The sequence below is a fragment of the Mesorhizobium sp. WSM4845 genome, assembly GCF_055811455.1.
Genome location: NZ_JBVVQA010000009.1, coordinates 206,721 through 220,277 on the forward strand (window position 1 = coordinate 206,721; position 13,557 = coordinate 220,277).

Below are 13,557 nucleotides of genomic sequence, written 5' to 3' on the forward strand. Positions count from 1 at the left end.
ATGGCCCGCTTTGTGATGTTGGGCCAGAGGCTTTGCGATCAACCCGCCGACGCTTGCGTCGGCCACGGCGAATTGTAGGAACAACCATGCTTCTCATCCGCTGCCCCTATTGTGAGGAAGAGCGTCCGGAACTTGAATTCCGCAACGCCGGCGAGGCGCATATCGCGCGTTCGGCGGATATGGCCGCGACAAGCGACGACGATTTTGAAAAGTTCTTCTTCATCCGCTCGAATCCCAAAGGCATCATCTATGAGCGCTGGCGGCACATGCATGGCTGCGCGCGGTTCTTTAATGCCGTGCGCGATACCGTCAGCGACAGGTTCCTGATGACCTACAAGGCCGGCGAGCCCAAGCCGGCGAAGCTGCCGGGAGCCTCCGAATGATTGCGACGTTCCGCATTCCCGGCGCCGGGCGCCTCAAGCAGGCAGAGACCGCTCGGTTCAGCTTCGACGGCCAGTCCTATGCCGGCGTCGAGGGCGAAACGCTGGCCTCGGCGCTGCTCGCCAACGGCGTCCATCTGGTCGGCCGTTCGTTCAAATATCACCGGCCGCGCGGCTTCCTGTCCGCCGGGGCGGAAGAGCCCAACGCGCTGGTTGAGATCAAGCGCGACTCGGCCAGGAGGACGCCAAATGTCCGTGCCACCGTGCAGGAGCTCTATGACGGGCTGACGGCACAGTCGCAGAACCGCTGGCCGTCATTGGCCTTCGACGTCAGCGCGCTCGGCGACATCGCCTCGCCGCTGCTTTCGGCGGGCTTTTACTACAAGACCTTCATGTGGCCGAAGTCCGCCTGGAAGAACTTTTACGAGCCCAGGATCAGGGCTGCGGCAGGGCTTGGCGTCGCTCCCGACCAGCCGGATCCCGACCACTATTCGGCGCGTTTCGCACATTGCGACGTGCTGGTGCTGGGCGGCGGTGCTGCCGGCATCGCCGCGGCAGTTGCCGCGGCCGAAACCGGCGTGCGCGTCATCCTTGCCGACGAGCAGCCGGATTTTGGCGGCAGCCTGCATTTCGAGAGTGGCGCCAGGATCGACGGCCAGGATGGTTTTGCCTGGGCGCAAGGTGCAGTCGCCAAGCTCAAGGCCATGGACAATGTCCGCGTGCTGTCGCGCACCACGGCCTTCGGCTATTACGCGCAGAATTTCGTCGGGCTGGTCGAGCGCGTCAGCGACCATCTAAAGAATGCCGGCCGCGAGCTGCCGCGCGAGCGGCTGTGGCAGGTCCGTGCCAAACGCGTCGTGCTGGCGACCGGTGCCATCGAGCGGCACATGGTGTTTGCCGACAACGACCGGCCAGGCATCATGCTGGCGTCGGCGGCGCGCACCTATCTCAACCATTTTGGCGTCGCGGTCGGCAGGAATGTCGGCGTCTATACGGTCAATGATTCCGCCTATGCGGCGGCGATCGACCTGAAGAAGGCCGGCGTCGGCGTGGCGGCGATAGTCGACCTGCGCGACAACCCGACCGGATCGGTGATCGACGAGGCGAGGGCGCTTGGAATCGAGGTCAATTTCGGCCGCGCGGTGATCCGCGCCGGCGGCAAATTGCGGGTTTCGTCGATGACCGTTCAGCCGAAGAATGGCGGCGGCGAGCGCACCATCCCGGTCGACGCCATCCTGATGTCGGCCGGCTGGACACCGTCGGTGCATCTGTTCTCGCAATCGCGCGGCAAGGTCGCCTTCAACGACGAGACCAAGCGTTTCGTGCCCGGTACCTACGCGCAGGATTGCGTGTCGGTCGGCGCCTGCAACGGCACGGACGGACTGTCGGCGACGATCGACGAGGCCTATGCGGCGGGCGCCAAGGTGGCCAAGGATGCGGGCGTCAAGAATGCCGGCGCCAAGCCGAAGGTCGACGCCAGCGAGAGTTGGTCGCGTGGCATGCTGGGCGCGGCGCCCGGCGCCGGGCCGGACACGACGGTAAAAGCCTTCGTCGACTTCCAGAACGACGTCACCGCCAAGGACATCCGCCAGGCGGTGCATGAAGGCATGCGCTCGATCGAGCACGTCAAGCGCTTCACCACCAACGGCATGGCGACCGACCAGGGCAAGACCTCGAACATGCACGGCCTGGCGATCGCCGCCGAGACGCTGGGCATGCCGATCCCGCAAGTCGGCCTGACGACGTTCCGGGCGCCTTACACGCCGGTCACTTTCGGTTCGATCGTCGGACACGCGCGGGGTCCGCTCTTCGACCCGACCCGCAAGACGGCGATCCATCCGTGGGCCGAGCGCCAAGGTGCAGTGTTCGAGGATGTCGGCCAATGGAAGCGCGCCTGGTATTTTCCCAAGGCAGGCGAGGACATGCACGCCGCCGTCGATCGCGAGTGTGTCACGGTGCGCAAGACGGCCGGCCTGTTCGACGCCTCGACGCTGGGCAAGATCGAGGTGGTCGGGCCGGATGCGGCGAAGTTCATGGAACTGCTCTACACCAATCCGTGGGAGAAACTGGAGCCCGGCCGCTGCCGCTATGGCATCATGCTGCGCGAGGATGGTTTCATCTATGACGACGGTGTCGTTGGCAGGCTTGCACCCGACCGTTTCCATGTGACGACGACGACCGGCGGTGCGCCGCGAGTCATGAACCATATGGAGGATTACCTCCAGACCGAGTTTCCGCATCTCAACGTCTGGCTGACCTCGATCACCGAGCAGTGGGCGGTGATCGCCGTGCAGGGACCGAAGTCGCGGGAGATCATCGCGCCGCTGGTCGAGGGCATCGACATGTTGGACGGGGCGCTGCCGCATATGTCGGTGCGCGAGGGCAGGATTTGCGGCGTGCCGACAAGGCTGTTCCGCATGTCGTTCACCGGCGAGCGCGGCTTCGAGGTCAACGTGCCGGCCGATTACGGCCAGGCCGTTTGGGAAGCGCTGTGGGCCGAGGGCCAGAAGCACGGCGCCTGTGCTTACGGTACCGAAGCGATGCACGTGCTGCGTGCCGAAAAGGGTTACATCATCGTCGGCCAGGACACCGACGGTACGGTGACGCCCGGCGATGCCGGGCTCGAATGGGCGGTCGGCAAGAAGAAGACCGATTTCGTCGGTATCAGGGGCATGGCTCGGCCCGACCTGGTCGCCAAGGGCCGCAAGCAGCTTGTCGGCCTGAAGACCAAAGACCCAAAAGTGGTGCTAGAAGAAGGCGCGCAGATCGTCGGCGATCCGAAGCAGGCGATCCCGATGACGATGATTGGCCATGTCACCTCGAGCTACTGGTCGGAAAATTGCGGCCGCTCGATTGCGCTGGCTCTGGTTGCCGGCGGCCGCGACCGGATGGGCGAGACGCTCTACGTGCCGATGCCCAATGCGACGATCGAGGTGGAGGTCACCGGCATGGTGTTCTTTGACGACAAGGGGGAGCGCCTCAATGGCTAAGGCTGCCGCGAAGGAATCTGCCGCCGCTGCGCCGTCGGTCGAACGCCGGCCGGCTCTCGCCGGTCAGGAGCTGTCCGTAACCGGCGTTACGCTTGCTGTGCTGCCGCCGGCGCGGCGTATTTCGCTGCGCGCGCCGGACGCCTCGGTCGCGGCGCTTTCGAAGGCGCTTGGCGTGGAGCTGCCGCGGAAGCCCAAAACCTCGGCGGCAAAAGCCGGGCGCACGGCATTGTGGCTTGGGCCGGACGAATGGCTGGTCATCGACGAGGTGGGAAAAGACCCGCTCGCCGATTGCGCCGAGGTCACAGTGCTGCATTCGGCGGTCGGCATCTCGCATCGCAACGTCGCCATCTCGGTTATCGGTCCAGCTGCGGCGGCGACGATCAATTCAGGCTGTCCGCAGGATCTGTCGCTGGACGTCTTTCCGGTGGGCGCGGCCTCGCGCACCATCCTGGGCAAGGCCGAGATCGTGCTATTGCGCATCGCAGCCGACGCGTTCCGGGTTGAATGCTGGCGCTCTTTTTCCGATTATGTCTTTACTTTCCTGTCGGAGGCGGCCGGCGACGCAGCGGCTTAGGATATTCGCTGGGCGCGACCGTTTGCCGGAGCACGTCGGGGAGAATGTCGATGCCGTCGAAATCCGCGCCGAATCCAGCGGCTCAGAAGACGCCGGCCGTGCGCTCGTTCGAACACGAGCAGCACAAAGAGCCAAACATTGAAGAGGAACTCGAGGAAGGGCTCGAGGACACGTTTCCGGCCAGCGATCCGGTGTCGATCACCGGGACTTCGATTCCCGGCGCACCTGCAAGACCTGGCAAGGCCAAGATCGTGGCCGGAATGAAGAAGCGCAGGAAATAAATTCCATCAGGCTCCAGCGAGCCGGGTCGCCGGCCACGAGAGCGGGGCGGTCAGGATTTCCTGTCGCCGCTTTTGTTTTCGAACGTCAGAATGTGCTGGGCACGATCCACGGGTCGATGTCGATGCCGAGCCGCGGGTCCTTGCTTTCCGTTGAGCCCTTGTGGGTGGCCGCGCCTGCCTTCTCGACCGATCCGGTGGCGCCGCAATCGAGCTTGATGCTGGTGTCGGCGCAGGCCGCGGCCGTCGCCTGTTTGCCGGGCTGACTCTGGTCGGCGAAGGCAGCGCCCGAGAAAGCAAGCACTGCCGCGAGGGTGAGGATTGTCTTTTTCATTGTCTGTCTCCGGGCTGGATCTCTGAAATCTTTCTGTACATGTACAACATTGCGTACATATACGGCCGGCGAATATGAAGTTCAAGTCGGAAATTGTACATGTACGGAATTTTTGATGGCGAGCGTGGCGCTAGCCCGCCGGGTCGCGATCCCAGCCACCAGGGTCCTACACGCATAGATTGATTCCCCAGGCCTTCGCCCTGTTTCGCTTGCCTGTCAGCTATCCGAAACCGAACAAAAACCCTTCAGCAGTTGACCGGCGTCTCGGTCAGCGGCGGCACGTCCTGCGTGGCCAGAGCGGCAAGCGTGAAGTCGCACATCCGCTTGACGAAAGCCTGCTGGTCGCCGAACGGATAGAAGGGAAAGGTGATCAGCAGCGAGATCGTGCCGTGGCCGACCGACCACAGCATGGTGGCGATGGCGCGCGGATCGCCCCTCAGCCTGCCGGCGGCCACGCAGGCTTCGACCCTCTTGATCAGCACCTTCATCAATGGGTTGCCCTCCTGCATCTCGGCGAAGGTCCTGCCTTCCGGGGGCTTGACCTTCTCGGTCATGAATATCGTGCGATACTCGTTGGGGTTGCCAAGGCCGAAGGCCGCATATTCGGTCATCACCACTTGCAGCGCCTCGATCGGATCGTCGGCCGGGTGATCCTCGATACGCTTTGCCAGAGTCTTGAACGCGTCCTCGGCCAACGCGAACAAGATGTCCTGCTTGTCGGCAAAATAGGAATAGACCGACATCGGCGCATAGCCGACACGCTTGGCCAGCTTGCGGATGGTGAGGCCTTCATAGCCTTCTTCCTGGACGAGCTTGTGCGCGGCGTCGACAAGTTCGGAGCGCAGTTCGGCCTTTTGTTTCTCGCGGCGTGTCTGGACGCTAAGCGGCAATTTTCGCCTGCCTTCTGTTTGTGGCTGGCTAAATTATATACGCTGTACGGAATCGGACAAGGCGCGGTCAAAAATCGGCGTCCTTCTCAGCCATTTTCGCCTAAACATCGATCACACGTGTTACCCGGGCAGAAACGACGCGGCATCGGACTGTTACAACCAGAGGTTAGCTGCGGCCCGGCCAAGAGATTTTGTTGCTAGGGCCGAGATGACCATGACCGAGCTTTCTTCCGTTGCGCCAAACGCAGATCCACTTTCTCACGATGCCATGCTGGCCCTCAGGCGGGTGGTCATGGTTGCATCGTTGGCGATCGCGCTCGGATTCGCCATGGAGGCGCTTACTCTGGCTGGCAGGCTTGCAGCGGGTTCTCACCCGGCTACCACCCTGATCCTGATCGAATTGGCGCAAGGCGTGACGTGGGCGTTCTTCGTCTGCGCCGGTCTCAGCCTCGGCACGGCGATCGCCAAGGTACGAGCCTCGCTCGGCGGCCTGATCGCTGCAATCTCGGCACCACTGGCGATGGCCATCGCCAAGGGGTCGCAAAAGGTCATGGTAACTGCTCTTGATGCGGCCACAAAACCGGCCACCCTCTCGCTCACCACGCTGGGCGTGCTACGGGCGATCGAATACGGCCTGCTCGGCTGGATCCTGGCCTCGCTGGCGTCGAAGGAAAGGCCCCGTCCGCTCCATTTCGCGCTGGCAGGCACCGCGATCGGCGCGGTGTTCGGCGGCGGAATCACGGTCCTGACGATTGAGACGGCCGCGGTGAACGGCGTTGCCCTTGAATTGCCGCGGGCGATCACAACCGGCCTCAACGAGATCGTGTTCCCGATCGGTTGCGCGCTGGTCGTCTACATCGCCCTGCAGGTCGGCCGGCACATGAAGATGATCTCTGGCGAGGTTCGTTGAGCCGTTCAGGCCGCTTCTGGCTCGCGCTCGATCAATGTCAGCGTCAGCCAGCGCGCGGTCAGCGCCGGCTTTTTCGAGCCCTCGATCTCGATCGTCACGTCATGCGCGGTCTGCACCCACCCCGACGGCCTGACCTTGACGTCGGCCAGCACGAAACGGGTGCGGATGCGCGCGCCGGTCTTCACCGGCGCCAGGAAGCGCAGCGAGTCAAAACCATGGTTGACGCCCATCTTGCTGTTTTCGAGCGGCGGCATGGTCTCGAAGGTCATCGCCGATAAAAGCGAAAGCGACAGAAAACCATGCGCGATGGTGCCACCGAACGGCGTCTCGCGCTTGGCGCGCTCCGGGTCGCAATGGATGAACTGGTGGTCGTCGGTGGCGTCGGCGAACTGGTCGATCATGCGCTGCGAGACCACCCGCCACGACGACACGCCGACCTCCTTGCCGACGCTGGCCAGAAGCACATCGAGACTGATCGGTTCCACGCTGATGTCCTCCATTTCAACCGTCCGGAGCGCGAGCGGCTTCATTCCTTGAACAGTGTCAGCCCATGCTGCACCGACTGCCCGCCATCGATCGGCAGGATGGCGCCGGTGACATAGCTGCCGGCACGGCTGCACAAATAGAGCGTTGCGCCGGCAATGTCATCCGACGCGCCGATGCGACGAAGCGGAACATGGCCGCCGACTTGTCTTGCCTGTTCCTCGCTCGCGGTGGCAAAAGCTGTCATCCGGCTCTGGAAGGGGCCGGGGGCGAAGGCATTGACGGTGATGCGGCGGGCGGCGAACTCGATCGCCAAGATGCGCGTCAGATGGTGAACAGCAGCCTTTGAGGCAGAGTAAGAGTAGGCGTCGTCGGCCAGCGGCTGCGTGCCCATCACCGAACCCAGATTGATCACCCGGGCCGGATCGGCATCGCTGGCGGCGGCATCGAGCAGCGGCAGAAGCTCGCGCGTCAGTTGGAAGACCGCAGTGACGTTGACGCCGAACACCCTGGCCCAGGCATGGTAGGGAAAACTTTCCAGCGGCGCCCCCCAGGAGACGCCGGCATTGTTGACCAGGATGTTCAGCCGCTCGGTCCGCGCCTTTGACCTCGTCGACCAGCGCCGCGATGCCAGCCTCGCTGGAGACATCGCCGGCAAAGCCTTCGGCCCGGCCGGTGCCGCCGAGGCCGTTCAGTTCATCGGCAACCCTGATGCAGTCCTCACCCTTGCGCGAGGCGATCATCACGGTGGCGCCGGCACTGACCAAAGCGGTCGCCGCCATGCGGCCGATGCCGGTCGCAGCCCCGGTCACCAGCGCGGTCTTGCCGGCCACCGAAAACAGCTCGTCCAGATAGCTCATCGCAATTCCTCCGCGCGCCCGTGCCTCGCCCAGCAAAAGGCTGCCATGGTCAGGGCCGCAAATCTCTTCAGGCAAATGATAGTGCCCAATTTGTATTGGAGATCAACTTGTTGAAGTCGGCGCCGCCCCTCATCGCCCTGCCGGGCACTCCTCCCCGTATAGTGACGGGGAGGAGGAGCTGACCGCAACGCCGGCGCCCTTCTTGCGACGCCAGTGATTGGCGAAATCGGTGACGAGAGCCCCTCTCCCCGTCCCTATACGGGGAGAGGATGCCGGCAGGCAGGTGAGGGGCAGCGCAAACGCTTGGAATGAGCGGTCACCGGTCTAAGCTGAAGCGATTGTCCTGCCTACTCAGCCGGCTCGACATTGGTGTAGGCGGCTTGTTCGAGTTCGCGCTTCAGCCGTGACGCCTCTTCCACCTTCGGCGTGACGAAGCGGCCGAGCAGGAGATAGGCGACCGGCGTCAGGAACAGCGTCGAGACGGTGGCCAGACCCAGGCCGCCGACGATCACCCAGCCGAGCGCGATCCGCGCCTCGGCGCCGGCGCCGCTCGCCAGCACCAGCGGCACGCCGCCGAGCACGGTGCAGATCATCGTCATCATCACCGGCCGCAGCCGGATGGTGGAGGCCTGCTCGATCGCCTCACGCACGCCGAGCCCGCGGTCTCGCAACTGATTGGCGAACTCGACGATCAGGATGCCGTTCTTGGCCATCACGCCGACCAGCAGCACCAGGCCGATCTGGCTGTAGGCGTTGAGGCTGGTGCCGCTGAGCAAAAGGGCAAAGATCGCGCAGGCGAGGCCGAGCGGCACCGTCGCCATGATGATGACCGCGCTGACGAAGCTCTCGAACTGAGCGGCGAGCACCAAAAGGATGATGACTAGCGAGAAGCCGAAGATGGTGATCATGGCGCTGTTGGTCTCGCCCAGCGTCGCCGCCTCGGCCAAGGGGACGATGCGGCTGCCCGGCGGCAGAAGCGGCGTGGCGATTGCCTCGGCGCGGGTGAGCGCCTGGCCGAGCGCGAAATCGCCGCTGAGGTTGGAGGTGATCGCCACCGACGGCTGCTGCTGCTCGCGGGTCAGCGAGGGCGGTACGGCGCGCTCGGTCAAAGTGGCGATGGTCGACATCGGCACGAAGCGGCCGTCGGCCGTCTTCAGGAAGATGTTCTCCAAATCGGTCGGATCGTTGATCGGGTTGGTCGTCGAGACGAGCTTCACGCCGTAGCTGCGATCGGCGATATAGACGTCGACGACATCATTGCCGTCGAGCATGGCCTGGAAGGAATCGGCCAGCCTGGTGATGTCGATGCCGAGGTCGGAAGCGCGCTCGCGGTCGATGGCGACGGAAAGCTGGGGCTGCGTCGGGTCGACGGAGAGCCGGGGCGACTGGAAGAGGGCGTCCTTCTGCATCTCGGCGATGATCTTCACCGCAGCGTCGCCGAGCGCCGCACGGTTGTTGCCGACCAGCGCGAACTGCAGGCCGTTGCCGGCGCCGCGAATCCCGAGGCTGTTGGGCTGCATCGGAAAGACGCGCACGCTCGGCACCTGCCGGGTGAGCCGTCTGATGTCGGCCATGATCTGCTGCTGGCTGCGGGTGCGCTCGTCCCATGGCGCCAGCGTCATCACCATGAAGCCGGCATTGTAGGCGCCGTTGCGGCCGGCGCTCTCGAACGTATTGCGGATTTCGCCGGAATCGCGCAGCGGCTCGATCAGTTTTTCGATCTTCTGCATCTGCTGCGTCGTGTAGTCGAGGCTGACGCCTTGCGGCGCGTCGACGCGCATGAGCACGACGGCACGATCCTCGGTCGGCGTCAGTTCCTGGCGAATCGTGCCGAACAGCGTGAAGGCGGTGGCTGCAAACAGCAGCGCGACCAGGAGCACGATCCACGGCGCATCGAGGCAGGTGCGCAGGCAGCGCCGGTAGAGCCTGTTCAGCGCGCCGCCGATGCGGGCGCCGATGCCGCTGCCGCCTTCGTGATGAAGCGGCGCGACCGACAGCATGCGCGAGGCAAGCATCGGACAAAGGGTCAGCGCCACGACGGCGGACAGAAGCACCGATATGGCGAGAACGAAGCCGAATTCGCGAAACAGGCCGCCGGTCTGGCCGGGCAGGAAGGAGATCGGCACGAAGACGGCGACCAGCGTCAGCGTCGTGGCGATGACGGCGAAGAACACTTCTTGGGCGCCAAGCACGGCCGCGGCGCGTGGCCCCATGCCTTCGTTGCGTCGTCGCACGATATTTTCCAGAACAACGATGGCGTCGTCGACGACCAGGCCCGTCGCCAGCACCAGGGCCAGCAGCGTCAATATGTTGACCGAGAAGCCGGCAAGATAGATGGCGGCGATCGTCCCGATCATGGCGACCGGCATCGCAAGCCCAGGAATGAGCGTCGCGCGCCAGTCGAGGAGAAACACATAGATGACGATCAGCACGATGGAGACGGACAGGCCGAGTGCGATCTCGACCTCATGCACCGCGCCGTTGACGAAGACCGCATCGTCGCTGGTGACCTTGATCGACATGCCCTGAGACAGATCCGCCTGCAGCGCGGCGACGGCGGCCCTGACGCCGGTCGAAATATCCAGCGTGTTCGATTCCGCCTGGCGGATGATGCCGAGACCGATGCCGGTCTTGCCGTTCGATCGCAATGTGGTCTGACCGATGTCGGGGCCGAGCGTGACGGTGGCGACGTCGCGGATGCGGGTCGTGCCGCCGATGATGATGTTTTCGAACTCCTCCGGCGTGGTCACGTCCGCCGTCGGACGCACGATCAGATCCTGGTTGGTCGTGGTGATCGAGCCGGCAGGCGAATCGAAAGCGACCGAGGCCAGCGCTGTCCTCAGGTCGGCGACGGTGAAGCCCAGGCCGGCGAGCTTGTTCTGATCGACATCGATGCGAAATATCTTGTCGCGGTCACCATAGACCTGGACGTCGGCTACGCCAGGCACGGCGGCAAGCTCGTCCTCGATCTGGTCCTGGACCAGCACCGTCATGTCCTGCACCGACATGGTGTCGGAGGTGACAGCCAGCCGCATCACCGGCTCGGAATTGGCATCGGCCTTGACGATGCGAGGCGCATCCGCCGTATCTGGCATCTGGTCGGCGACGCGGCCGACGCCATCGCGCACATCGGAGGCGGCGACGTCGAGGTCGACGCCGTCGTTGAATTCGATGGTGACGCGGCTTGTGCCGAAGGACGAGGTGGACGAGATCGACTTCACACCAGAGACGCGGGCGACCGCGCCCTCAATCACGTCGGTCAATTCGCGGTCGACGGTCTCGGCTGCAGCGCCTTCAAAGGTCGTGTTGACGGTGACGACGGCGCGATCGACATCCGGCAGTTCGCGGATTTCGACACCGTAAAAGGCAGCAAGGCCGGCGACCGCGATCAGCGTGTTCAAAACGAAGGCCATCACCGGCCTGCGGATGAACAGCGCGGTGAATCCTGTGTCGCTGGCTGCGTTGTTGGTTGCGGTCATCAGCCGTCGGCGTCCGCGGCGCGCAGTTGTTCGCCGGCGATGCGGACCTCGCCGCCTTCGCTGACACTCTGGGTGCCCTCGGTCACCACCATGTCGCCGCTGACGATCGGGGCATCGATCAGCACGGTCTCAGTGTTGCGCTGGATGATGCGCACCGCAACCCGCTTGGCCTTGCCGTCCACGATGGTCCAGATATAGGCGCCGTCCGAACCCCATTGTATCGCCAGCGGACTGACCGCAGGATAGCTGTCGCCGGGGAACTTCATGGTGATCTGGAAGGACATGCCGGCACGCAGCGAATCGGCCGGATTGGCGATCTTTGCCTTGACCAGAAGGGTACGACTGGCTTCATCGATGTGGTTGTCGATGGCGGAGACCGTGCCGGTATAGGCTTTGTTTGGGTTGGCGATTGGCGTCGCCGACAATTGCGCGCCGACTTTGACGACGGCGGCGAAGCGCTCCGGCACCCAGAATTCGACCAGTATGCTGGAGCGGTCGTCAAGGGTGGCGACCGCCGACTGGCTGGTCACATAGTTGCCGGCTGATATCGGCAGGATGCCGACGACGCCGGCGATCGGCGCGACGATCGAGCGGCGCTGCAAGGCCAGTTCCGCATCGCGAAGCGCCAGCTTGGCATTGGCCAGCACCACCTCGGCATCGGCAACAGAGACCGCCGTCGCAGCGTTGGAAGCCCGCAACGATTTGACCCGGTCGAGCTTGGCCTGCGCGTCCTGCAAGGCAACCTTTGCGCGGTCCTGTGCGATCACCTCGGTGTCGGAATCGAGGGTGGCAATGATCTGTCCTTTTTCGACATGGGCGCCGGACTCGACCAGAAATTCGACCAGGCGGCCTGAACTGTAGGGATTGACCGTCACCGAGGCGTAGGCTCGGCCGGTGCCGATTGCCCGCAGGCGATCATTGATGACGGCCGTGGCCGCCGGCAATGCGACGATAGTCGCCAGTTGGCCGGCGTCGCTGCGGCGGCCCGCTTGCCCGGCGTTGTCGACGGCGCTCGTCGCTGTCGGAGGCGTCGCGGCATCAGCCCATTCGATGCCCCAGCGCGCCAGCACATCCGGCGCGCCTGGAAAAAAGCGAACCCAGGCGGCCGCGGCCGCGACGAGGATCACAAATGCAAAAACAATCTGTTTCCAGGCGGCCATCGGCACTCCGGTTGGCAAAGATACCGTCTACCCCTTCCCAAGCTGAAGTAGACGCGACAGCACCCTCCGACACAGGGGATGGCCCGTCGATATCAAAGCTTTATGGCAATTCTCCCGCTCGCTTGCACATTAAATCGGTGTAACGTTGGTAAGGGCCCCGGCTGGCTCACCGGCCGATCGGCGCGGGCGGCAGAGATCACCAATGCGCTCGCCGTTTCGATCGCCGCCTCAGGGCCATGCCGACGACGCCGCTCGGCAGGTCGTCCATCGGATCCCGTCTGCTTGCCCGCGGGGATTTTTTTACGTCGCGTGTGCGCCGCCGGGCACGACGACGCCGGACATCGCGATTCCGGCGGTTGCCGGATCTTCCTTCAGCGCCGCGTCCGCGAGCGAGACCACGCCCACCAGGCGCTTGTCGCGATTGAGGACAGGCAACCGCCTGACCTGGATATCACCCATGTTCTGGACGACGTGCTCGATATCTTCGTCCTCGAAGCAGTATTTGACATCCTCAGTCATCACGTCGCGGACCGTCGCGTTGCCGTCTTTGCCTTCGGCGACCGCACGCACGACGATGTCACGGTCGGTGATCGTTCCGACGAGTCGGTCGTTTTCTCCGACGGGGAGGAATCCGACATCGTCAACCGCCATTCGTTTCGCGATTTTCTGCAGTGACTCGTCAGGACTGGCGAGATGGACGTTGGGGGTCATTATCTCAGCGACTTTCATGGTGAATCTCCCTGTTCGTGCCCAGAACAGCACCACCGCCTGCGGTCGTAGAGCGATATTGGCCTGGAAGACTTGCTGAGGACCTCAGGCCTGTCGCGCTGCGACGCTCGCTCGGCGGTCCCGTTCTTCGCTGATGGAACTAAAAGCCGGGCCGAATGGTTCCAGCCGTGATCCTTGAATTTTCCTGTTTTGTTCCCATATTAAGCTCACAGGACCGGAGACGGCTCCGCCGCATGGGGACAGGTGAGTTCTTGGTCCCGTGCGGTTCAAATTTTTATGGTGAGAACCTTCGGATCGTGGCGATCCAGCCGGTCTACCGGAAGTTGTCCAGCCCGGAGACATAGGTAACAAATCGTACCTAAGACATGGTTGGTGCACCCTGAACTGAGACGCCAAAGCGAAACAGTTCTCCGCAAAAAAGATTGAAATGGTTGTTGACACTTTGGATGGGCGCCGACTATATACGCCTCACCAACGAGGGCGGCGCGCC

General features: G+C 63.7%; 11 protein-coding genes and 1 pseudogene. 5 read left to right on the plus strand and 7 right to left on the minus strand.

The genetic code is table 11. From position 1 onward, the window contains the following. Positions 1-86 precede the first annotated feature (86 nt). From AC0L2C_RS13580 to AC0L2C_RS13595, 4 genes are read left to right on the plus strand one after another with little or no spacing between them, the layout of a single operon-like run. Complete coding sequence (locus AC0L2C_RS13580) at positions 87-383, plus strand: sarcosine oxidase subunit delta (RefSeq protein WP_023797525.1); 297 nt, start codon at positions 87-89, stop codon at positions 381-383. Further along, on the plus strand, positions 380-3,370 hold the full coding sequence (locus AC0L2C_RS13585) for a sarcosine oxidase subunit alpha (protein ID WP_128173537.1): 2,991 nt from the start codon (positions 380-382) through the stop codon (positions 3,368-3,370). Before AC0L2C_RS13580 ends, AC0L2C_RS13585 begins: the two co-directional genes overlap by 4 nt. Further along, positions 3,363-3,944 carry a sarcosine oxidase subunit gamma gene (locus tag AC0L2C_RS13590; protein WP_128247423.1) on the plus strand — a complete coding sequence of 194 codons (582 nt, stop codon included), beginning with the start codon at positions 3,363-3,365 and terminating at the stop codon, positions 3,942-3,944. Before AC0L2C_RS13585 ends, AC0L2C_RS13590 begins: the two co-directional genes overlap by 8 nt. A gap of 50 nt (positions 3,945-3,994) precedes the next feature. After that, positions 3,995-4,225, plus strand: coding sequence for a hypothetical protein (locus tag AC0L2C_RS13595; RefSeq protein ID WP_023797528.1), 231 nt, complete (start codon positions 3,995-3,997; stop codon positions 4,223-4,225). 85 nt (positions 4,226-4,310) lie between these two features. Here the strand turns inward: AC0L2C_RS13595 and AC0L2C_RS13600 are convergent, their stop codons facing one another. Together AC0L2C_RS13600 and AC0L2C_RS13605 are read right to left on the minus strand one after the other, a co-directional pair. Further along, on the minus strand, positions 4,311-4,556 hold the full coding sequence (locus tag AC0L2C_RS13600) for a hypothetical protein (RefSeq protein WP_023797529.1): 246 nt from the start codon (positions 4,554-4,556) through the stop codon (positions 4,311-4,313). A 245-nt stretch (positions 4,557-4,801) separates the two neighbouring features. Then, entirely contained in the window at positions 4,802-5,446 is a 645-nt protein-coding gene (locus AC0L2C_RS13605) for a TetR/AcrR family transcriptional regulator (protein ID WP_128247424.1), read from the minus strand. A gap of 214 nt (positions 5,447-5,660) precedes the next feature. Between AC0L2C_RS13605 and AC0L2C_RS13610 the strand changes: the two genes are divergently transcribed. Further along, a complete protein-coding gene (locus AC0L2C_RS13610; protein WP_023797531.1) occupies positions 5,661-6,356 on the plus strand; it encodes a hypothetical protein in 696 nt (231 codons plus the stop codon). A gap of 5 nt (positions 6,357-6,361) precedes the next feature. Here the strand turns inward: AC0L2C_RS13610 and AC0L2C_RS13615 are convergent, their stop codons facing one another. The 5 genes and pseudogenes from AC0L2C_RS13615 to AC0L2C_RS13635 form a co-directional block, all read right to left on the minus strand. Then, on the minus strand, positions 6,362-6,856 hold the full coding sequence (locus AC0L2C_RS13615; protein WP_031254237.1) for a MaoC family dehydratase: 495 nt from the start codon (positions 6,854-6,856) through the stop codon (positions 6,362-6,364). A gap of 26 nt (positions 6,857-6,882) precedes the next feature. Then, a pseudogene (locus tag AC0L2C_RS13620) lies at positions 6,883-7,699 on the minus strand (SDR family oxidoreductase). Positions 7,700-8,046: 347 nt separating this feature from the next. Further along, complete coding sequence (locus AC0L2C_RS13625; protein WP_473523566.1) at positions 8,047-11,178, minus strand: efflux RND transporter permease subunit; 3,132 nt, start codon at positions 11,176-11,178, stop codon at positions 8,047-8,049. Next, positions 11,178-12,338 carry an efflux RND transporter periplasmic adaptor subunit gene (locus tag AC0L2C_RS13630; RefSeq protein ID WP_128171160.1) on the minus strand — a complete coding sequence of 387 codons (1,161 nt, stop codon included), beginning with the start codon at positions 12,336-12,338 and terminating at the stop codon, positions 11,178-11,180. The genes AC0L2C_RS13625 and AC0L2C_RS13630 overlap by 1 nt, the downstream gene beginning before the upstream one ends. A 300-nt stretch (positions 12,339-12,638) precedes the next feature. After that, positions 12,639-13,067, minus strand: coding sequence for a CBS domain-containing protein (locus tag AC0L2C_RS13635; protein WP_023797535.1), 429 nt, complete (start codon positions 13,065-13,067; stop codon positions 12,639-12,641). Between the last annotated feature and the right edge of the window lie 490 nt (positions 13,068-13,557).

What these genes read in the sequence shown, in the direction of transcription:
- AC0L2C_RS13580 (WP_023797525.1), top strand. Translation starts at nt 87, where the DNA reads ATGCTTCTCATCCGCTGCCCCTATTGTGAGGAAGAGCGTCCGGAACTT.
- AC0L2C_RS13585 (WP_128173537.1), top strand. Translation starts at nt 380, where the DNA reads ATGATTGCGACGTTCCGCATTCCCGGCGCCGGGCGCCTCAAGCAGGCA.
- AC0L2C_RS13590 (WP_128247423.1), top strand. Translation starts at nt 3,363, where the DNA reads ATGGCTAAGGCTGCCGCGAAGGAATCTGCCGCCGCTGCGCCGTCGGTC.
- AC0L2C_RS13595 (WP_023797528.1), top strand. Translation starts at nt 3,995, where the DNA reads ATGCCGTCGAAATCCGCGCCGAATCCAGCGGCTCAGAAGACGCCGGCC.
- AC0L2C_RS13600 (WP_023797529.1), bottom strand. Translation starts at nt 4,556, where the DNA reads ATGAAAAAGACAATCCTCACCCTCGCGGCAGTGCTTGCTTTCTCGGGC.
- AC0L2C_RS13610 (WP_023797531.1), top strand. Translation starts at nt 5,661, where the DNA reads ATGACCGAGCTTTCTTCCGTTGCGCCAAACGCAGATCCACTTTCTCAC.
- AC0L2C_RS13615 (WP_031254237.1), bottom strand. Translation starts at nt 6,856, where the DNA reads ATGGAGGACATCAGCGTGGAACCGATCAGTCTCGATGTGCTTCTGGCC.
- AC0L2C_RS13625 (WP_473523566.1), bottom strand. Translation starts at nt 11,178, where the DNA reads ATGACCGCAACCAACAACGCAGCCAGCGACACAGGATTCACCGCGCTG.
- AC0L2C_RS13630 (WP_128171160.1), bottom strand. Translation starts at nt 12,338, where the DNA reads ATGGCCGCCTGGAAACAGATTGTTTTTGCATTTGTGATCCTCGTCGCG.
- AC0L2C_RS13635 (WP_023797535.1), bottom strand. Translation starts at nt 13,067, where the DNA reads ATGAAAGTCGCTGAGATAATGACCCCCAACGTCCATCTCGCCAGTCCT.